The organism is Catenuloplanes indicus (assembly GCF_030813715.1).
GTDB lineage: Bacteria > Actinomycetota > Actinomycetes > Mycobacteriales > Micromonosporaceae > Catenuloplanes > Catenuloplanes indicus.
Genome location: NZ_JAUSUZ010000001.1, coordinates 844,153 through 864,426, shown reverse-complemented (window position 1 = coordinate 864,426; position 20,274 = coordinate 844,153). Strand labels below are relative to the sequence as shown.

17 protein-coding genes are annotated in these 20,274 nt (G+C 73.3%); 12 read left to right on the top strand and 5 right to left on the bottom strand.

Annotated elements, in window-relative coordinates:
• Positions 1–6: 6 nt before the first annotated feature.
• The 3 genes from J2S42_RS04065 to J2S42_RS04055 form a co-directional block, all read right to left on the bottom strand.
• Positions 7–2,538: a fibronectin type III domain-containing protein gene (locus tag J2S42_RS04065; protein WP_307235333.1), complete on the bottom strand. Its 2,532-nt coding sequence runs from the start codon at positions 2,536–2,538 to the stop codon at positions 7–9.
• A gap of 90 nt (positions 2,539–2,628) precedes the next feature.
• Positions 2,629–3,288: a response regulator gene (locus J2S42_RS04060; RefSeq protein ID WP_307235331.1), complete on the bottom strand. Its 660-nt coding sequence runs from the start codon at positions 3,286–3,288 to the stop codon at positions 2,629–2,631.
• Entirely contained in the window at positions 3,285–4,112 is an 828-nt protein-coding gene (locus J2S42_RS04055; protein ID WP_307235329.1) for a sensor histidine kinase, read from the bottom strand. Before J2S42_RS04055 ends, J2S42_RS04060 begins: the two co-directional genes overlap by 4 nt.
• Before the next feature lie 98 nt (positions 4,113–4,210).
• On the opposite strand from J2S42_RS04055, the gene J2S42_RS04050 reads away from it, so the two are divergent.
• The 6 genes from J2S42_RS04050 (at position 4,211) to J2S42_RS04025 (ending at position 8,898) form a co-directional block, all read left to right on the top strand.
• Positions 4,211–4,924: an ABC transporter ATP-binding protein gene (locus J2S42_RS04050; RefSeq protein ID WP_307235327.1), complete on the top strand. Its 714-nt coding sequence runs from the start codon at positions 4,211–4,213 to the stop codon at positions 4,922–4,924.
• On the top strand, positions 4,918–5,661 hold the full coding sequence (locus tag J2S42_RS04045) for a hypothetical protein (protein ID WP_307235326.1): 744 nt from the start codon (positions 4,918–4,920) through the stop codon (positions 5,659–5,661). The genes J2S42_RS04050 and J2S42_RS04045 overlap by 7 nt, the downstream gene beginning before the upstream one ends.
• Positions 5,658–6,224 carry a hypothetical protein gene (locus J2S42_RS04040; protein WP_307235324.1) on the top strand — a complete coding sequence of 189 codons (567 nt, stop codon included), beginning with the start codon at positions 5,658–5,660 and terminating at the stop codon, positions 6,222–6,224. Before J2S42_RS04045 ends, J2S42_RS04040 begins: the two co-directional genes overlap by 4 nt.
• Positions 6,225–6,460: 236 nt before the next feature.
• Positions 6,461–7,738, top strand: coding sequence for a multidrug effflux MFS transporter (locus J2S42_RS04035; protein WP_307235322.1), 1,278 nt, complete (start codon positions 6,461–6,463; stop codon positions 7,736–7,738).
• Positions 7,739–7,827: 89 nt separating this feature from the next.
• Complete coding sequence (locus J2S42_RS04030) at positions 7,828–8,514, top strand: GTP pyrophosphokinase (RefSeq protein ID WP_307235320.1); 687 nt, start codon at positions 7,828–7,830, stop codon at positions 8,512–8,514.
• Between the two features lie 45 nt (positions 8,515–8,559).
• Positions 8,560–8,898, top strand: a complete 339-nt coding sequence (locus J2S42_RS04025; protein ID WP_307235319.1) for a hypothetical protein — start codon at positions 8,560–8,562, stop codon at positions 8,896–8,898.
• 51 nt (positions 8,899–8,949) lie between these two features.
• Here J2S42_RS04025 and J2S42_RS04020 read toward each other — a convergent pair whose 3' ends face one another.
• On the bottom strand, positions 8,950–11,841 hold the full coding sequence (locus J2S42_RS04020) for a GDSL-type esterase/lipase family protein (protein WP_307235317.1): 2,892 nt from the start codon (positions 11,839–11,841) through the stop codon (positions 8,950–8,952).
• Between the two features lie 332 nt (positions 11,842–12,173).
• On the opposite strand from J2S42_RS04020, the gene J2S42_RS04015 reads away from it, so the two are divergent.
• Together J2S42_RS04015 and J2S42_RS04010 are read left to right on the top strand one after the other, a co-directional pair.
• Positions 12,174–13,076 (top strand): dioxygenase family protein, encoded by a 903-nt coding sequence (locus J2S42_RS04015; RefSeq protein WP_307235315.1) that lies wholly within the window; start codon positions 12,174–12,176, stop codon positions 13,074–13,076.
• 38 nt (positions 13,077–13,114) lie between these two features.
• Entirely contained in the window at positions 13,115–13,327 is a 213-nt protein-coding gene (locus J2S42_RS04010) for a CDGSH iron-sulfur domain-containing protein (RefSeq protein ID WP_307235313.1), read from the top strand.
• Here J2S42_RS04010 and J2S42_RS04005 read toward each other — a convergent pair.
• Positions 13,299–14,309 (bottom strand): iron-containing redox enzyme family protein, encoded by a 1,011-nt coding sequence (locus J2S42_RS04005; protein ID WP_307235311.1) that lies wholly within the window; start codon positions 14,307–14,309, stop codon positions 13,299–13,301. The genes J2S42_RS04010 and J2S42_RS04005 overlap by 29 nt on opposite strands.
• A 478-nt stretch (positions 14,310–14,787) precedes the next feature.
• Between J2S42_RS04005 and J2S42_RS04000 the strand changes: the two genes are divergently transcribed.
• From J2S42_RS04000 to J2S42_RS03985, 4 genes are all read left to right on the top strand, one after another.
• The gene (locus J2S42_RS04000; RefSeq protein ID WP_307235310.1) at positions 14,788–15,651 is read left to right on the top strand and encodes an ATP-binding cassette domain-containing protein; all 864 of its coding nucleotides are present in this window, start codon (positions 14,788–14,790) and stop codon (positions 15,649–15,651) included.
• Positions 15,652–15,853: 202 nt separating this feature from the next.
• Positions 15,854–16,642 (top strand): ABC transporter ATP-binding protein, encoded by a 789-nt coding sequence (locus J2S42_RS03995; RefSeq protein ID WP_307235308.1) that lies wholly within the window; start codon positions 15,854–15,856, stop codon positions 16,640–16,642.
• A gap of 34 nt (positions 16,643–16,676) precedes the next feature.
• The gene (locus J2S42_RS03990; protein WP_307235306.1) at positions 16,677–18,179 is read left to right on the top strand and encodes an ABC transporter substrate-binding protein; all 1,503 of its coding nucleotides are present in this window, start codon (positions 16,677–16,679) and stop codon (positions 18,177–18,179) included.
• Positions 18,176–20,014: an ABC transporter permease subunit gene (locus J2S42_RS03985; protein ID WP_307235304.1), complete on the top strand. Its 1,839-nt coding sequence runs from the start codon at positions 18,176–18,178 to the stop codon at positions 20,012–20,014. Before J2S42_RS03990 ends, J2S42_RS03985 begins: the two co-directional genes overlap by 4 nt.
• The last annotated feature ends 260 nt before the right edge of the window (positions 20,015–20,274 follow it).

Sequence of the window (20,274 nt, the reverse complement as noted above, 5' to 3'; positions counted from 1 at the left end):
CTCGGCTCAGCGGCGCACGCGGCGCTGTTCGACGGCGTAGGTGACGGTGACCGGTGCGGCGGTGCGGCCCGCGTGGTCGGTGCCGCCGGCGCAGGTGACGGTGCGCCGGCCGGAACCGGTGGTGGTGACGGTCAGCGTGGCCCGGCGTGCCACACCGGAGACCGCGTCCGTGGTGACGCACACCGGAGCCGGCGTCATGAAGCGGCGGAACGGGCCGAACGGCACCACGCCGGTGATCCGGGTCGCGGGCGCGACCAGGTCGATCTTGATTCCGGTCACCGACGCGACCGCGGTGTTCCCGGCCCGGTCGGTGACCTGCCCGGTGACCGTCATCGACCGGCTCTCCGCGGTGAGGCGCCGCTCCGCCGGGCAGGAGGCAACCCCGGAACCCATGTCGGTGCAGGCAAAACGCACGGTGGGCGGCGTGGTGTACCAGCCGTTCGCGGACCGGGTGCCCAGCACCGTGGCGACGATGACCGGCGCGGTGCGATCCAGGTTGACCGTGACCGTGGCATCGGCCAGGTTCCCGGCGGCGTCGACCGCGGTACCGGTGACCTCCTGGCCCGCACCGTCCTCGGTGACCGGGACGGCCGGCGGGCACCAGACGACCGCCGACTGCCCGTCCGCGCAGGCGAACGCCACGGTGACCGACCCCCGGTGCCACCCGCCGACGCCGGCCGGCTCGGACAGCACCGCGACGATCACCGGCGGGGTCGTGTCACCCGGCTGCACCGTTCCCGGCGCCACGGACGGTGCCGGCGTGGGACTCGGCCCGTCCTCCGGTGCCGGTGACGGACTGGTCACGGGGCCGGCTTCCGGCCCGTTCGGCTCCGGACCCGGAGCCGGGCCCGGACCGGAGCTCGGTGCCGGAATCGGGCTTGCGACCGGGCCGGAGCTGGACGCCGGATTCGGGCTCGGTGCCGGGCCCGCGCCGGAGCTCGGTGCCGGATCCGGACTCGGGACCGGGTCCGGGTCCGGTGCCGGATTCGGGCTTGCGACCGGGTCCGGGCTCGGCGCCGGTCCGGGACTCGGCTGCGGGAGGAGACTCGGGTCTTCGCCGGCAGCGGGTGATGTGACGACCGGGTTCGGCGACTGCCCGGGAGTGGGGATCGGCTCCGGGAAAGGCGCCGGGCCGGGATCGGCGGCCGGAGGCAGGGACGGCTCGGCGCTGGGCGCCAACTCGGGATCGGCGGACGGAGCCGGACCGCCGGTCGGAACCGGGATCGGGGACGGCGTCGCGCCTCCGGCCGGCGTCGGGCTCGTAGACGGCGTGCCCGCGTCGGCGGGCGAGGACGGCGACGAGGGCAGCGCCGAGTCGGGAGCCACGGACGGCGAAGAAGCCGCGATGTCCGTCGGACTCACGGACGGGCCCGGCGTGTCGGACGGCGACACGCCGGGAGTCGCCGAGGGAGTGGCGTTCGCGGGCCAGGACGGGCTCGCAGACGGCGACGGACTCGCCGTTTCGGACGGCGTCGGACTCCCGACCGGCGTCGGACTCCCGACCGGCGTCGGACTCGTGGGCGGCGCCGGACTGGCAGGCGACGCCGGGCTCGTGGGCGACGCCGGGCTCGCAGGCGACGGAGACGGAGACGCTGCCGGGGTCGCGGACGGCGACGGTGGCACGTACACGCCGAGTGTCGTCGTTGCCGCGCCGCTTCCGCCGTACTCGTTGTAGGACTTGACCTGAAGCGTCCACGTCCGCGCCGTGTCCAGTGTCAGCGCCGCCGACGTGGCCGGCGCGTCCACCCGTACCGTCGACGTGGTCGTGCCGCTGGCGTAGGTCAGCTGGTAGTACGTCGGTGAGGGCTGGCTCGGCGCCGGTACCCAGGACACGTCGGCCGTGGCCGGTGCCTCCGCCCGCCGGCTCGCCGTGATCGAGACCGGGTCGGCCGGCCGCCAGCGCCCGATCGGCGACGTCGCCGTGGCGCACGCACCCCATTCGTTCACGGACGTGACCTGGATCCTGTACGTCATCGCCGGATCGAGCCCCGGCAGGCTGTGCGACAGCTCGGTGACCGTCCGGTCGGCCAGCGCGGCGCCGTCCGAGTCGCGGGTCAGCAGCATCCGGTAGCCGGTGATCGGCGAGTAGCCGGTGTGCGACGGCACCCGCCAGTAGACCGTGCCGGTGGTGACGTCCGACCGTCCGGTGGTCATGCCGGGCACCACGCCGGGCGTCAGCGTCCGCACCGTCACGTAGCCCGTGCTGGTCCCGTTGCCGGACGCGTCGACCGCACCGATCCGGATCTTGTACGTGACGCACGGGTCCGATCCGTCCACCGTGTACGACGTGGCCGACGGCGGCAGCGACACCGCGGGCTGGGCCACGTCGTCGCGCAGCACGTCGACGACGTAGTGGTCCGCGTCCGGCACGGTCTTCCAGCCGAGCGTGATCTGCCCGGGTGCGGCCGTGTTCCGTACCGCGGTGAAGGTCTTGGGTGCGGCGGGGACCGCGAGCGCCGCGCCGGGCAGCCCGATGGCGGCGGGCAGCGCCACCAGCATGGCAGCGCCGAACGCCGCCAGCCGTCGCCTGACGCCCATGCCGTCTCCGTTTCGCGGTCTTCCCCGAACCAACACGGTCCGGCCCGCCGGTGGCAGCGCGGGTGCGGACCGGGTGCGACGCGGTTGCGGCTATCCGCGCGGCCGCACCAGGCCCGCGTCGAACGCGGCGATGACCAGCTGGGCGCGGTCCCGGGCGGCGAGCTTGGCCAGCAGGTGGGTGATGTGCGTCTTCACCGTCTTGACCGAGACGACCAGCGCGGTCGCGATCTCGTCGTTGGACAGGCCGCGTCCGATCAGCGTCAGCACCTCCACCTCGCGCGCGGTCAGCCCGCCCGGCGTGGCACCGGGCCGGCCGGGCCGTGGCGTGCCCACATAGTGCGTGACCAGCCGGGTCAGGATGGACGGGGCGAACAGCGACACCCCTTCGGCCGTACGGTGGATGGCGTCTATCAGGTCTTCCGGCCGGGCGTCCTTGAGCAGGAAACCGGAGGCGCCCGCGTGCAGCGCCTGCCAGACGTACTCGTCGAGTTCGAACATGCTCAGGACCAGCACCCGGGTGCCGGTCAGCGCGGGGTCGGCGCAGATCCGCCGGGTCGCCTCGAGGCCGTCCAGGTGCGGCATGCGCACGTCCATCAGCACCACGTCCGGCCGGGTGGCGCGGGCCCGGATCACGGCCTCGGTGCCGTCCGCGGCCTCGCCGACCACCTCCAGCGCCGGGTCATTGTCGATGATCATGGCGAGGCTGCGGCGGAGCAGCGGCTGGTCGTCGACGAGCAGCACGCGCGTCATGACGCCGCGTCCGGTATGCGGGCGCTGACCCGGAAACCGCCGTCGACCGCGGCCGCGCTGAGCACGCCGCCGAGGCTGCCGACGCGTTCGCGCAGCCCGGCCAGCCCGTGTCCGGCACCGGGCGTGGCCCGCCAGCCGGGCGCCGGCCCGCCGTCCGCGACCGTCACCACCAGGTGCTCCCGGTCGCGGTGCACCTGCACGCGCACGTCGCACGGCCCCGCGTGCCGGGCGGCGTTGGCCAGTCCCTCCCGAACGGTCCGGGCCACCGCGACCTGCACGCCGGGCGAGACCGGCCCCAGCTCACCCACGGTCAGTTCCACGCGCAGCCCGGTGCGCCCGGCGTCCGCCACGATCGCGGCCAGGTCGTCGAGGCCGTCCACTGGCGTGAGCGGGCCGGTGGAGCGCAGCACGCCCAGCATGCGGCGCAGCTCCGCGGTGGCCGTCCGGCTTGCCTCCTCGATGTCGGTCAGCGCCTCCGTGACCTGCGGCGACTTCGGCAGGTGCCGGGTGGCCGCGGCGCGCACCGTGATCAGGCCCAGCCCGTGCGAGACGATGTCATGCAGGTCGCGTGCGATGTGCAGCCGCTCGGCCAGGACCGCCTCGGACGCGGCCCACGCGGTCAGCCTCCTCTCGTAATCGGCACGGTCGGCCCGTGCCCGCCGCACGGTCCAGATCGTGGCGCCGACCGCCCCGCCGACGATCACGGCCGGAACCACGGACGCGAGCGGCCCGGACGCGCCGGCCGTGCACATGGCCGTGATCAGCACGCCGCTCGTGACGGCCGCGACGATCAGCGCGGGGGACAGGGTGCGGCGGGGTCTCACCGCATCGACTGTAGTTCTCAGACTGAGGTCTGAGACGCGCCCGCACATCGGACACCGGTCCGATGTGCCCGCGTCCGTACCGGGGTTGACTGACCGGCATGATCTCCATCGATCGGGTCAGCAAGAGCAAGGGCAGGACCCGGATTCTGTACGACGTGAGCTTCGAGGCCCGGCCCGGCCGCGTCACCGGTTTCCTCGGTCAGAACGGCGCCGGCAAGACGTCCACGCTGCGCGTCCTGCTCGGCCTCGACCGGGCGGATGCCGGCACCGCGCTGGTCTGCGGTCGCCGCTACCGTGACCTGCCCCGCCCGCTGACCCGGGTCGGCGCGCTGCTCGACGGCTCCGGCGCGCACCGGGCCCGCACCGCCCGCGCCCACCTGCGCTGGGTCGCCGCGTCCAACGGGCTGCCCGCCACCCGCGCCGACGAGGTGCTCGAGGTGGTCGGCCTGGCCGGCGACGCCGGCAAGCGCGCGGGCCGGTTCTCGCTCGGCATGAGCCGCCGGCTGGGCCTGGCCACCGCGCTGCTCGGCGACCCGGAGGTGCTGATCCTCGACGAGCCGGTCAACGGCCTGGACCCGGGCGGCATCCGGTGGATGCGGAGCTTCCTGCGGGAGCGTGCGGCACAGGGGCGCACGGTCCTGCTGTCCAGCCACCTGATGGGCGAGCTGGCCGAGACCGCGGACGACGTGGTCGTGATCGACAAGGGCCGGGTCGTGGTGTCCGGCACGCTGGCCGAGGTGACCGGTGACCACCGCACCCTGGAGGACGCGTTCTTCGCGCTGACCGCGTCCGGTGGCGGTGCCGCGTGGTGATCGCGGAGCTGCGCAAACTGCTCGGCCTGCCGACCGCCTGGGCTGGCTTGATCATCGGTACGCTGCTGGCACCGCTGATCGTGCTGATCAACGCGCCGGCCGTCCGCCGCGCGATCGCGGACGGCAGCTACGGCGACCTGTCCAATCTCGGCATGAACGACCTCGGCGCCGGGCTGCTCGGTCCGCTGGTGCTCGGCGTGGTCATCGTCAGCAGCGAGTTCACGCCGACCGGCGAGCACTCGGCCGGTGTCACCCAGCTGCACGCCACGCTGACCGCGATGCCGCACCGGCTGCGTCTGCTGGGTGCGAAGGCGGCCGTGCTGAGCGCGGTGGTGCTGGTGCAGTCCGTGCTGGCCGCGGCCGGGGTGCTCACGCTGACCCGCGCGCTGCACGGCGACGCGATGCCCCCGGTGGACCCGGCCCGGCTGGTCACGGTGCTGATCTACTGGGTGCTGCTCGCGCTGCTCGCGTTCGCGATCACGCTGATCGTCCGCAACGGCATCGTGCCGCTCACCGTCCTGATCGTGAACAGCTTCTTCGTCTCCGTGTCCTACCTGCTCACCAAGCTCACCGACCTGGCCTACTACCTGCCCGACATCGCCGGTGCCCGCATGTTCATCCGCGGCGGCCAGTTCGACCACCCGATGTCCCCGCTGGTCGCCGGCCTCACCATGACCACCTGGGTCGTCGCGCTGCTCACCCTCGCCGCCTGGCTCTTCCACCGGCGGGACGCATGAGCTACCTGCACGCCGAACTGCTGAAACTGTGGTCGCTGCCGGCACTGCGGCTGACCGTGGCGCTGACGCTGGCCACGACCGTCCTGCTGCGCTGGGCGGCGGGCGAGCCGGGCGCGCTGCCGTTGATGTACACGCAGGCGGGTTTCCTGGTCCTCGGCGTGCTGGCCGTGTCCGCCGAGCACGAGGCCGGCAACCAGTTCCGCACCACACTGCTGGCCATGCCCCGTCGCCTCCCACTGCTCGCCGCGAAGGCCGCCACGCTGGCCACCGCCACCCTCCCGGTCGCCGCGCTCGCGTCCCTGACCTGCGGCGTCCACGCCACCGCCCACCTCACCCTGACCGCGCTGCTCGCCGCCGCGGTCACGCTCATCCTCCGCCACCCGGTCCCGGCGATCCTGGTGCTGCTCGGCGTGTACTTCATCGCCACCCCGCTGCTGCGCGGTCACGAGCACCTGAGCGACTGGCTGCCCGGCGATCCCGCCCGGCTGGGTGCCGCCGTGCCGCTCTGGACACTGGCCGCCGCGATCACGGCCGCAGCGTCGCTGTCGCGCCGCGACGCGTGAGCGCGGCGGCGCGCGGGCTGGCATGCGGGAGCGCGGCTGCGCGTGCGCCGCCCGGCCGGGTCGGGTGGCAGGCGTGATCGCCCGATGCTGATCGAGCAGCCGCGGCGGCCCTGGTGTGACGGGGCGCACGGTCGTGCGGATCGGGAATGCGGTCGCGCCGGGCGGACTTGTCGGCCACTGTAAGTGCGGCGGCTCTCGGGGGGTCGTTACGTGCAGGATGACGACCGAGGAGAGCGATGACCGCGACCATGGAACGGAAGGCGGCCACCACCGCCATGCCGGGCGATCTGATGACCACCGGGCAGCGGGCACGTCTGATCATCGTACTCGGGTCGCTGATCGCGATCGGGCCGCTGACGATCGACATGTACCTGCCGGCGCTGCCCGCGCTGACCGCGGAGTTCGCGACCACGGCCGCGGCCGTGCAGCTCACGCTCACCGGCACGCTCGCCGGGCTGGCGGCCGGGCAGCTGCTGATCGGGCCGCTCTCCGACGTGGTCGGGCGGCGGATTCCGCTGCTGGCCGGCACCGCGGTACACGTGCTCGCCTCGATCCTGTGCGTGTTCGCGCCGAACGTCGGCACGCTCGGCGCCCTCCGCGTGCTGCAGGGCCTCGGTGCCGCGGCGGCCGCGGTGGTCGCGATGGCGGTGGTGCGGGACCTGTTCACCGGGCTCCCGGCCGCGCGGATCCTGTCCCGGCTGATGCTGGTCATGGGTGCGGCGCCGGTGCTCGCGCCGACGCTCGGCAGCGCGCTGCTGTCCCGTACCGATTGGCGTGGGGTGTTTGCCGCGCTCGCCGTGTTCGGCGTGATCCTGATCCTGATGACCGCGTTCGGGCTGCCGGAGACACTGCCCCGGGAGCGCCGCCGGCCGGCCACGCCCGCGAGCGTGCTGCGCGCCTACGCCGGCCTGCTCCGGGACCGGGTCTACGTCGGTCTGGCGCTGACCACCGGCCTGATGATGGCGGCGATCTTCGGTTACGTGGCCGGCTCCAGCTTCGTCATGCAGGGCGACTTCGGGCTCAGCGAGCAGGAGTTCGGCCTGGCGTTCGGCGGCGGCGCGGTCGGCATGATCATCGCTACGCAGCTGAACGTGCGGCTGCTGCGCTGGTGGACGCCGAGCCAGATCCTGGTGACCGCGCTGCTCGGCGGGCTGACCGCCGGTGTGCTGCTGGTCGTGCTGTCCGTGCTGGAGGTCGGCGGGCTCGCCGGTGTGCTGGCCCCGCTGTGGCTGGTGCTGGCCGCGGCCGGTCTGGCGTTCCCGAACGCGCCCGCGCTCGCGCTGTCCCGGCACGGCGAGGCCGCCGGCACCGCTGCCGCGCTGCTCGGCGCCGGCCAGTTCGGGATCGGCGCGCTGGCCGCTCCCGCGGTCGGCCTGCTCGGCTCGGACGCGCTGGCCATGGCCGCGGTGATCGCGGGCAGCCTGGCCGCGGCCACGCTGGTGCTGCTGACGCTGGCCCGCCCGTGGCAGCTCACCGAGACCGTCCCGGCCGACGCCGCGGTCGCGGTGCACTGAAACTCGTCCCGCGCCACCACGTCTCCGCCTCCGCCGAAAGGTGAGGCGGGGACGTACCCTCATGGCGCGAGTGACGGAGGGTTACGAAGATGCCTCAACGCAGGAAGTCCCGGCCAGGCAGGGAGCTGGTGGCCGCGTCCAGCGTGACGCCCACGTTCGAGAAGCTCCGGGATCTGGCCGACGATTTCTCGCAGTTCATGCTGCACTACAAGTTCGGGCTGGCCGAGGTCGAGACGAAAGTCAAGATCCTCGCGGAGGAGCTGGCGCACAAGGGCCGGGGCAACCCGATCGAGCACGTCAGCCCGAGGCTGAAGACGCCGGCCAGCATCACGGCGAAGGCGGCGCGGATCGGCTGCGCGATGACGGTCGACGAGGTCCGGGCGCACATCCGGGACATCGCCGGTATCCGCATCGTGTGCAGCTTCGTCTCCGACGTGTACACGGTCGCGGACATGCTCACCCGGCAGCCGGACATCAACCTGCTGCTCACCAAGGACTACATCGCGGCGCCGAAACCGAACGGCTACCGCAGCCTGCACCTGATCGTGGAGATCCCGGTGTTCCTGTCCGACCGGGTGGTGGCGGTCCCGGTCGAGGTGCAGCTGCGCACGGTCGCGATGGATTTCTGGGCCAGCCTGGAGCACAAGATCTACTACAAGTACGACCCGGACATCCCGGCCCCGCTGCGGGAGGAACTGGTCGCGGCCGCGCACGACGCGGCCCGGCTGGACGAGCGGATGGAACGCCTGCACCGGGAGATCCACGGGCCACGCTGAGCGGTATCGGGGACGCCGCACCCGGAAGCTCCTACGGTGAGGGGCATGACTCAGCTTCTCGTCACGCGCGACGGCCGGGGCAGGGGCGCCGACCGTCGCGCCCCGGTGCCCTCCTGCCTCGGCGACCTGCACGGACAGCGGCTCGGCGTGCTCGAACTGCCGCATCACATGGCGCCGGGGCACCGCAGCACCCGCCGCTACGATTTGGCCGACCCGGCCCAGGTGCGAAGCGCCTACCAGCACATATTGACCCATGCCGCGGGTACGGGAGAGCTCTGCGACCTGGTGAACAGGGAGCTCCTCGGCCGGATGTGGCCGCACCTGCACCTGCCCGCCGCCGTCCGCGAGGCCTGGCACGAGCGCATGCCGCAGCTCGCCGCCTGACGCGAACCGGCCCCGGACTCGTGTGCCCGGGGCCGGTGATGCGGTGACGGACTACTTCAGGACCCGGACCCGGTCGGCACCGGTGAACCAGGCGCCGGCCTTGGTACGGCCGGTCACCGTGAGCGACGTGTCACCGGGCTTGAGCCCCATCGCGCTGGTGTCCGGGTAGATCAGCAGGTCCGGCTTGCGGTCGGCGTTCAGGTCCACCTGCACCGCGACGTAGGACCGCGCGGCGGCCGGGCCGACCCGCAGCGACGACAGGTCGATCTTCGTGGCGTCGAGCTCAGCGGTCGAGATGATCGCGATCGGGGTGACGCCCGGCGCCTTCGCGTGGATCGTGTTGTCCGCCAGGAACGGCTTCACGTCGACCCGCGCACCGGCCACCGTCTTCGTGGTGAACGCGGTGGACGCGTCGTCGTCCCGGACCACCTGGGTGACCGTGAACCCGGCGCCCGGCGTGACCGTGACAGTCGCCTTCTTCCCGGTGGCGCGGACGCCGGTGCCGTCGGCGTACTCGACGTACCACTCGTGGTCCTTGATCGTGCCGTCGCTGTCCTTCGCGGCCGAGCCGTCCAGCGTGAGCGTGCCGTTCGACAGCGTCATGTCGAAGCCGCCGGCCGGAGCCTTGTTCGGCTTCTCCACCGGGACGACGTTGAGCAGCGCCTGCTCGCCCTGCGGGTCGACGTCCGCGCCGAACATCGAGACCGTCCAGACGCCGGCCTCCGGGTTCGGCACGTCCAGCCGGTCCCAGGTCGGCCCGAACGCGCCGGTCGCGCCGCCGGGCCGCGCGGTGCGGCTGTAGACGACCCCGGACGGGGACGTCAGCGTCAGCTGGATGTCGCTGCCCGGCCACTCGATGTCGGCGTGCAGCGACTGCAGCCCCGCCGGCACCGTGGTGGTGGTCTTGACGGTCTCCTCCGGGTGGACGACGTACCCGGGGCGGGTCTCGTTCGACAGCCGGTCCTTGATCGCGTCGGCGATGGCCAGATGCCCGGTGAGCGTGGGGTGCACCTTGCCCGGGTGGAGTACGCCGTAGAACCATTCGTCGCTGCCGCCGCAGAACTCGTGGCCGGCGAAGCGCGGGTTCGGGTCGACGTAGCGGAAACCGTGCGACTCGGCGTTGCGCTTGATGATCGCGTTCAGCTGGAGCGTCTTCTCCCGGATCCAGACCTGGGTGGAGGTGCTGATGCCCTCGCAGCGGCCGTCGATGATGCCGGTGCCGGGGTTGCTCGGGAAGAAGGCCGGATATCCGACGATGACGCGCTGTGCGTAGGGCGCCCGCCGCAGGGTCTCGTCGAAGATCTGCGCGTACGAGTGGATGCTGTCCGTCCCGGTCGCGCCGTCCAGGCGGGCGAAAGCGTCGGCGAGCGACTTTCTGATGTTGTCCCGCGTGTGGCAGGAGGTGTCGATCATGCAGTTCAGGTAGATGTCCGAGAATCCGGAGTCGTTGCCGCCGATGGTCATGGTGACCAGGGCGGTCCGCTCGCTGAGGTGGTCGAGCTGCGGGAGCTCACCCCACGGGGCGCCCTCGCGGCGGTCGCGGCTCACGAAGAAGTCGTCGGTCACGCCGCCCTGGCAGGCTCGTGCCTTCCTGTGCAGATCGAAGTCGAGCGCGACCCACCGGCTGTAGGCCAGGGACGACCGCTGACAGTCGTTGTCCGTGCCCCACGTGTCCGGGTGGGTGGCCCAGTCGTAGTCACCCATGCCGAATCCGGAGGAGTACGAGTCGCCGAGTGCGATGTACTCGTCGCGCAGCTGGACGGGGGTGGGTTCCGGGGCCGGCTCGGTCGTGGGTTCGGGCTCGGCCGTCGTCGGCGGGGCCGCCGGCACGCGGACCAGGTCGACGGTGTGCACGATGGCCGGGCCGCTGGTGATGTCCTGGGCGACGTAGACGCGCGTGCCGTCCGAGGTGACGCCGGTGATCTCGGAGAGCCAGCCGCCGGCGTCGTCGTGGAGGCCGAGCGGCTCGGCGTCCCGGCCGACCAGCCACTGCTCCTCGCCGGTGTTCTTGTTCAGCCGGGCCAGGGACGGGAAGTCCTGGTTGTCCTGCACCGCGAAGTAGAACCAGTCGCCGACGACGGTGATGTGCCCGTCGTGCTGCGGCGCGTTGCCCCGGTACGTGGCCAGTGGCCGCGCGTTGAACGGGAACTGCCGGCTGGTGATCTCGCCGGTCTTCCGGTCGACCCGGTAGAGGCGCACTCCCCACAGCCAGACGGCCTCCTCGTCGGCCACGATGGTGCCGATGAACTCGTCGCTGTAGTAGGGCTCGGTCGGTCCGGGTGCCGGCAGCGTCGGGATCTTGTCGGTGAGCACCGTGGTGACGCCGGTGGCCAGATCCCGCTGGTACAGCTTGTACGGGGCATCCTCCGGGTTGTCGAGGATGTACATGGTGCCGCCCGCAACCGTCGCCCGCCAGGGCGTGGTGGAGTGCTCCTTGATCGGCAGCCCGGTCAGCGTGGTGGTGGCGCCGGTGACCGGGTCCACGGACCGGATGCCGCACAGGTCGTCGCGCACGTAGAGCAGCCGCCCGTCGAAGCCGATCGGCGTCGGGAAACTGCCGTTCCAGGTGTAGACATTGTCATACAGGCCGAACCGGGCGCCGGCGCCGTTCGTGGCGTCCGCGCAGCCGCTCTGGCCGGCCGCGCCCGCAATCGGTGTGGTGGCGCCGGTCTTCGGGTCCATCCGCATGATCTGCGAGCCGACGCCCGTGTAGAGCGCGCCGTTCGCCGCGACGACGCCGTTGACGCTCGGCAGGTCGTCGCGAAGGGTGCCGAACGAGGCTTGGATGTCGCTGGCCGGCACGGTGTCCAGCGGTACCCGTACCGGCTCGGCCGCGTTGGCGACCTGCGGGACGGCGAAGCCGGCGATCAGCACCGAGGCCGCCGCGGCGGCGAGGAGGGCCCGGCGGTGGCTGCGCCGGCGACGTGGGATGGCGTCTTTCATGTACCCCGAATCCTTCTGACACCGGCGTGCGCGCCTGATGCGGCGGGCGGAGTCCGACCGGTCGACCGGTGGCAAAACATAGGCCAACCGGGGCACATACACAGGTTCTTGACAGCTGACTACCAGTCATGCCTGAGCGATAGTTCAACCGCTAAACCACGTCATCGTACGGAATATGCAGATATTTACGGGCTAAGCGGAGCGGAGTGCTGGCCGAACGGCCGATCCGAGTTGTTGCTGATAGTCATGAGGCAAGTACCCGGCGCATCTAGTTGACGCTACAACTTCTCATCGCTAGGCTTCAGGTTGTAGGTACAACTAAGGAGTTCGCAATGGCATCCGCACCGCTCGGCAAGACCGCGGCAGCCGACGCCCGCATCCCCGCGGGGCATCCGTTCGCCGCGCACCTGCGCCGCGCCGCCTCGCTGGGAGGTGCGGCGGCGCACCGCGGCTGGACCGAGGCGGACGGCCCGCTGCCCAGCCTGTACATCAGCCACGGTGCGCCGATGCTGTTCGAGATGACCGAGTGGATGACCCAGCTGCACGACTGGGCGCGTGCGCTGCCCCGCCCGAACGGCGTCGTGATCGTCTCCGCGCACTGGGAGTCGGCGCCGCTCAGCGTGAGCAGCACGCAGGCCACCGAGCTGGTGTACGACTTCGGCGGCTTCCACCCGATGTACTACCGGATGCGCTACGACACGCCGTCCGCCGAGCGCCTGGCGCATGCGGTCGCCGGGCTGATGCCGGACACCGAGCCGGTGCACGAGCACCGCGGCCGCGGGCTGGACCACGGCGCCTGGGTGCCGCTGAAGATCATGTACCCGGAGGCGGACATTCCGGTGCTGCAACTGAGCATGCCCACGCACGACCCGGACCGCCTGATGGACCTCGGCCGCCGGCTGCGCACGCTGCGCGAGTCCGGTGTCCTGGTGATCGGCTCCGGCTACATGACGCACGGCCTGCCGTTCGTCGACTGGAACCGGCCGGACGCGGTGCCCGGCTGGTCGGCCGACTTCGACACCTGGGCGGCCGAGGCGCTCGGCCGCGGCGACGTCGACACGCTCGCCGCGTTCCGCGACCGGGCGCCCGGCATGCCGTACGCGCACCCCACGGTCGAGCACTTCACGCCGCTGTTCGTCACGCTGGGTGCCGCCACCGACCCGGCCGCGCCGCCGATCTCGGTGATCGACGGCTACAGCATCGGGCTGGCCAAGCGCTCCCTCCAGGCGGCCTGACGGGTTTGCGCTGATGACGCCGGGGAAACCGGGCGATCATGACGGATCACAAGGCGCGGATCACGCCCTACGAGGACGGGCCGCTGCTGGTGCGCGGCGACTTCGAGCTGGTGACGCCGGACGGCGAGCCGATCGACGCGGGCCGGTCCACGGTGGCGCTGTGCCGCTGCGGCCGCTCCGCGGTCAAACCCTTCTGCGACGGTACGCACAAGGTGGTCGGCTTCACGGCAGGAACAGGCCGGGAGCACTGACGGCGCCGGGGCGGAGGGAGCTGCGGCCCTCCGCCCACGCGTCCAGCAGGTGACCGGCCCACACCGCGTCCACCGCCAGGCAGGCCGCTGCGCCGAACAGCACGTCACCGGTCAGCTGCGGCTCGGCCGCGCAGAAGCCGCCGGCCAGGTCGGTCGCCGCGATCTGTTCGTGCACCGCGTCCGCCTCCACGTGCTCGTCGTAGAAGAACGTGGCCTCCGGGCCGAAGCCGAGGCGGCGCAGCCCGTTGCCGTACCGTCGGTTGGGCAGTGACGAGGTCATCTCGAACGCGGCCAGGTGCCCGATGATCGCGCCGCGCAACCGCCGGTGCAGGCCGAACAGCGACATCGTGTTGTTCGTGGCGAGCGTGGCCGCGGGTGCGGCGTCGACGTACGCGCCGTAGGTGGTGTCCAGCCCGAGCGCGGTCATCGTGTTCGCGAACAGCGTGGCGTGCATGCGCTCCGCGCGCCCCTGCCCGTACTCGTCGGCCTGGATCTCGATCAGCGCGGCCTTGGCCCGCCCGCCCAGCCGCGGGATCGCGAAGCTGTGCGGATCGGCCTCGCGCAGGTGATAGACCGCGCGATGCGCCACGAACTCGCGGAACTCCGCCAGGCTCGACCCCTTCTGCAGATGCTTGGCCAGCGACGGCCCGTCGTCCGCGTTGACCACGCCGGTCAGCGCGTGCGCGACCTCGGACGGCGCGGCGTCCGGCAGCGGGCCGGCCAGGTCGCGCAGCGCGCGCTCGAACGGCGCCTCCAGCGCGGCCCGCAACCGCAGCAGCGACGGCTCCCACTCCCAGCGCTCGTCCACCCCGTCCCAGCCGCGGAAGTGCAGCTCGTACGCGATGAACAGGGCCAGCTGCGCGTCCTCGTCGGTGAACGCGACCGTGTCCGGCACCGGCGGCATGCCCAGGTCATGCGGGTCGCGCGCGAGCGCGTCGACCAGGTGCTCACTGAGCGGGCCGCGGGGGATCGGCAGCTTCATCGCTACTCCTTCAGTAACGTTTGCGCAGGTCGCGCGTCGAATTCCCCGCGCCGGGCCGACTAAACGATCACGCTGGGGAATCGGCAACTCGACGAATGGTCAGGCCGGTCGCTCTACTGTGGAACGGGAATCGGCACTCGGCGATCGTGGCACCAGCCGGAGCTCCTGCGCGTTCGTCCGGGACGAGGTCCGCGGCTGACCGGCATCGCGTGCCGAAAGCCGGATCCGCCCCGGGCCGGATCTTCGATCGTGGCGGCGATCGCGGCCGCCGGTGTGTCCAGGGGGCGCCGTGCGCCGGCCTCGGTGATCGGTGACGGGGTGTGCTGCCACTGATCAGTGCCGTCGTGGTGAGCGCGCTCGCGCGGGTCTGCTGGTCGCGGGTGTCTCCTCGCGCCGACCCCGGGTTGGACCGAGCGGAACCAGCCGGTACAGTCGCCACCCGTAACGAAAACTGTTTTCGTTTCCGGGAGGGTGAATCGTGGGTGAGCGGGTGCTGGCCGTAGCCGGGCTGGCCGTGCACCGGCGCGGCCGTGCCCTCGTCCCCGGTGTCGATCTGGCTTGCGCAGCGGGCGAGCGCGTCGCGATCGTCGGCGCGTCCGGTTCCGGCAAGAGCCTCACGGCCCGTGCGATCCTCGGTGCGCTGCCGAGCGGCCTGCACGCCACCGGCAGCCTCCGCATCGCCGGCCATGAGGTCCTCGACACCCCCGCGGCCGTCCGCCTGCCGGTCTGCCGCGCCGCCGCCGTCCTCCAGGACTCCGCACTGGCGCTGCACCCGTTGATCCCCGTAGGCGCCCAGATCGCCCTGCCTCTCCGCGCCTCCCGCACCACGCCCGAGACGGCGGGGCACGGGCTCCGGCCCGCCGCCGAGACGCCGGTGCGCCGGGGCCGATTCACGCGGAGCCTGGCCGGGATGCCGGTGCGCGGTGGCCACGATGTCCGCGCGCTGGTGGCGGAGCTGCTGGACGCGGTCGGGCTGCCGGCGGACACGGCGGACCGGTACCCGGGGGAGCTCTCCGGCGGTCAGCGCCAGCGGGTCTGCCTGGCCGTGGCGCTCGCCGCCCGGCCGCCGCTCATCGTCGCGGACGAGCCGACCACCGCACTCGACGTGATCACGCAGGCCGCGATCGTCGAGCTGCTGCGCGACCGGACCGGCGGCCCCGGCCAGCCGGCGCTGCTGTTCATCACCCACGATCTCGCCGTCGCGGCCGCGCTCTGCACCCGCGTCGTGGTCATGCACGACGGCATCGTGGCCGAGGACGGCCCGCTGCCCACCGTGCTCGGCGCACCCCGCCACCCGCACACCCGCGAGCTGGTCCGGCACGCCCGGGCGGCCACGCTGTGACCGGGCGCGCGAACCCGGCAGCCCCGGGTGTTCCCGTCGCGGTGCGGCACGCGATCCCGGCGTCCCCGGTTCGCCGGGCCACGGCGCGACGCGCGATCCCCGCGGCCCCGGCTGCTCCGGCTGCTCCGGCAAGCACGGTGATCGTCGCGCGGTGGCGAGCCGCCGTCGCCGGTGGCCGGTGCGTGGACGGTGTGCCGATCGCGTGGCCCGTGTGGCCGGCCGGGACGGCCACGGTGAGCGGGCGATGACCGCGGTGCTGGAGTGTGCGGACCTGGTCCACACCTATCCGGGCCGGCCGCGGCCGGTGCTGCGCGGCGTCGGCCTGAGCGTCGCGGCCGGCGAGCGGGTCGCGCTGGTCGGCCGGTCGGGTTCCGGAAAGTCCACGCTGGTGCGGGCACTGCTCGCGCTGGAGGCGGTGGAGTCCGGCGTGGTGCGGTGTGCCGGCCGCCCGGTCGCGCCCGGTCCGGTGCGGCGGCTGCGGTGGTTCCGGCGGATCGTGCAGTACGTACCGCAGGATCCCGCGTCCACACTGGACCCGCGTGCCCGGGTGCGGGACATCGTGGCCGAGCCCGCCCGGCGGCTGCGCGGCGACGACGGTGACACGCGCGTGGCGCTGGAGAGCGTGGAGATCCCGGCCGAGCTGCACGGCGCACGCGTGCGGGACCTCTCCGGCGGTCAGGCGCAACGTGTCGCGATCGCGCGGGCGTGGAGCCCGGGACCGCAGCTGATTCTCGCGGACGAGCCGGTCAGCGGGCTCGATCCGCCGTTGCGGGCGCGGGTGACGGGCGCGCTGCGCACGCTGTCGGAGCGGCGCGGGACCGCGCTGCTGCTGGTCACCCACGATCTGTCGGTCGCGGCGAGGCTCTGCGACCGGATCGTGGTGATGCACGACGGCCGGATCGTCGAGGACCGGGACGCCGCCGGCCTGCTCGCCGGCCCGGCTCACCCGGAGACGCGGGCGCTGCTCGCCGCCGTACCCCGGCTTGCCTGATTTTCTGTTCGTCGCACAACCCCTCGGAGTGATCGTGTCCCGTACGACGTTGCCGGCCGCCGCCCTGGCGGCCGTCCTGTTGCTGAGTGGCTGCTTCGGCGGCACCACCGAGGCCTCCGGCGACGGCGCCGGATCCGGTGATCGTGTCCGGCTGGCGATGCTGCAGCCGCCTCGTAGCGGGCTGAGCCCGTTCAGCGACGACGCGTTCAAGCTGTCCCGCTGGTCGACCGCGGAGACGCTGGTGACGCTGGACGCGGACGGGGTGGCGCAGCCGGCGCTGGCGACCGGGTTCGCGCAGCAGGGAGATCCGCGAACGTGGCGGTTCGAGTTGCGGGACGGCGTCACGTTCCACGACGGCACGCCGTTCACCGTCGAGTCGGTCGTCACCACGCTGACCGCGGCGACGAAGGCGTCGCCGAGGCCGCGCATCCTGGACGGCGTCGAACTGACCGTGACGCCGGACCCGGCCGCGCCCGCGGACGCGGTGCTGGTCACCACCGGCGACGCGGATCCGCTGGTGCCGCAGCGGCTGTCCAGCCCGCAGCTGTCCATCCTGGCCGCGGCCGCCTACGGCGCGGACGGTGTGGTCGACCCGATCGGCCACGGTACCGGCCCGTTCCGGCTGGTCTCGGCGGACACCACCACGGCGCGGCTGGACCGTTACGACGGCTACTGGGGCGGCCCGGCGAAGGCGGCCGGGATCGACGTCAGTTTCGTGCCGGACGGCACCGCCCGTGCGGCCGCGCTGCGCACCGGCACCGCGGACGTGGTCGAGGCAGTTCCGGTCTCGCAGGCCGCGCTGCTCGACGCGGCGCAGATCCACGAGGTGCCGATGCCGCGTACCAACACGCTCTACCTGAACACCGAGAAGGGCGCGTTCAAGGACCCGGCGGTGCGTGCGGCGGCGCGCGCGGCCGTGCAACGCGACCCGATCGTGGCGACCGTCTACGAGGGACGCGCGGACGTCGCGGCCGGCCTGCTCGGCCCGGCGCTGCCGTGGGCCGCACCGGCCCGGCCGCAGCGCACCCCGGCCGCACCGGCGACGGTGACCGGCACGCCGATCGTGCTGGCCACGTTCACCGACCGGGCCGAGCTGCCCGAGGTCGCGGTGCAGTTGCAGCAGCAGCTGGAGGCGGCCGGGTTCACGGTCGAACAGGAGATCCGCGAGTACGCGCAGATCGAGGCGGACGCGCTCGCCGGTACGTTCGACGCGTTCATCCTGTCCCGAGCCACCGTGCTCGACTCCGGCGACCCGGTCGCGTACATGTACAGCGACTTCGCCTGCGATGGTTCCTTCAACATTGCTCAGCTGTGCGACCCAGCGATCGACGCGGCGCTGAAGGCGGCGTCCGCGGCTGCGCCGGGCGCGCAACGGCAAGCCGCGATCATGCAGGCCGAGAAGCTGATCCTCGAGTCGGACGCGGCCGTGCCGCTGCTGCACGAACGCGTCATTCAGGGCGAGTCCGGCGCGTTCACGGCCGTCGAACGCGACTCGCGGGAGCGCATGCTGATCACGTCCGGAACCGCACCGGCGTGACGCACGACCCCGGCCGGCCGGCCGCCCGACCCGGGCGGCCGGTGCTCGCGGACGCCGTCCGGCCGTGGCGGGACGGCGCCGGCGCCACGCTCCGGAGAGCCGCCGCGGCGCTGATCCGGCCAGACGCCGTCATCACCGGGCTGTCCCGCACGTCCGCGGTGGCCGCGGTGGTGGCGCTGGTCGGGCTGCTGCCCTGGCTGTCCGGGCGGGACCCGGCGCTCACCGTGCTGCGGGGCCGGGCCGCCGAGCGGGAGGCGACGCCGGAGGCGCTGGCGGCGGTACGGGCCCAGCTCGGCCTGGACGCGGGGCCGCTCCCACTGCTCGGCGGCTGGCTGTCCGGTGTGCTGCGCGGTGACTTCGGCACGTCGTGGGTGAGCGGCCGGCCGGTGCTGCCCGGTCTGCTGGCCGCGGCCGGCGTGTCGCTCACGCTGATGGCGTTCGCCGTGATCGTGGCGATCGTGGTCGCGACCGCGCTCACCGCTCCCGCGCTGCGTGCCGCGGTCCGCGGCCGGCCGCGCACGTCCGGCGGTGCGGTCGCGGCCGCGCTGACCGCGCTGCCCGAGTTCCTGCTCGCGTCCGTGCTGCTGATCGTGGGTGCGGTGTGGCTGCGGGCGTTCCCGCCGTACGGTTGGGACGGCCCGCACAGCGCGGTGCTGCCCGCGCTCGCGCTGGGTGTCCCGGCCGGTGGCCTGATCGGCATGCTGTGCGCGGACGCGGTCTCCCGCGCCGCGCACGAGCCGTGGCTGACCACCTGGGCCACCGCCGGTGCCGGCCGGGCCCGGACCGGTGCCGCGCTGCTGCGACGGGCACTGCCGAGCCTGGTGCCGCAGGCCGGCCTGGTCGTCATCGGGCTGACCGGCGGCGCGGTCGCGGTCGAGCGGGTGTTCGCGATCCCCGGCCTGGGCCGGGTCACGCTCGGCGCCGCGCAGACCCAGGATCTGCCGGTGCTGCAGGGCGGCGTGCTGATCCTGCTGCTGCTCGGCGTCGCGGCCGGGATCGCCGCCGCGGTCGCGCGCCGCCGCATGCTGGGCGCACCCGTCCGTACCGGATCGCTGCCCGGGTTCGACCATCAGACGGTGCCGCGCCGCGGGCTCTGGATCACCGCGGCGGCCGCGGTGCTGGTCCTGGCCACGGTGACGGTGGCGGGCCTGCTCCGGGACCCCTACGCGGCGAACCGTGGGCGGCTCGCCGCGCCGTCGTGGGCGCTGCCGCTCGGCGCGGACGCGTCCGGCCGGGACCTGCTGGCCCGCCTCGGTCACGGCGCAGCCGCCACGATCGGCACCGCGCTGCTGCTGTGCGCCGCCTGCCTGGTGATCGGCCTGCTCGCCGGTCTGCTGCCGCGCGTCGCGACCGGCCCGATCGAGATCACCAACGCGGCGCCGCCGGTCCTGTCCGGCCTGCTCGTCGCCGCGGCCGCGGGTCCGTCCACCGGCGCCGCGGCCGCGGCCGTGCTCGCGGTCGGCTGGGCCCCGCTGGCCGCGCACACCGCGGCGCTGCTCGCCGAGGCACGTGCCCAGCCGTACGTCCGGATCCTGCCGGTGCTCGGCGTCGGCCCGGTCCGGGTGCTGGCGTTGCACATAGTCCCGGGACTGCTCGGGCCGCTGGTCCGGCACGCGGTCGCCCGCATCCCCGGCATCGCGCTGGCGCTGGCCGCGCTCGGCTTCCTCGGTCTCGGCCCGCAACCTCCGGTCCCGGACTGGGGCCTGGTGCTGTCCGAGGGTCTGCCGTACGTGGAGCGTGCGCCGTGGACGGTGTTCGGCCCGTGCCTGTCACTGGTCGCGCTGTCCGTGCTCGCCGTGGTCACGTCCGCGCTGCGCCGCCGCCCGGCTGTGTGAGGATGCCGGTTCCGCTCCCCCGTGGTGCGGAACCGGCATCCCGAGACCGGAACGGCCGTCGTGCCCACGGTGCCGGTGGTCCGGACCACAGAGTGGAACGGCCGGTGAACACGTCCGCGTGGGAGCCTGGCACGTGTGCGCGGGCTTCGCGATCCAGATTTGACCGAGGTCGAAAATGACCGTTGACCGACAGATCCCCGGATATACGCCGCGAGCGGTTGAATCAGCCGCGAGCGGTTAAATCAAAGGCCCCGCGGTCC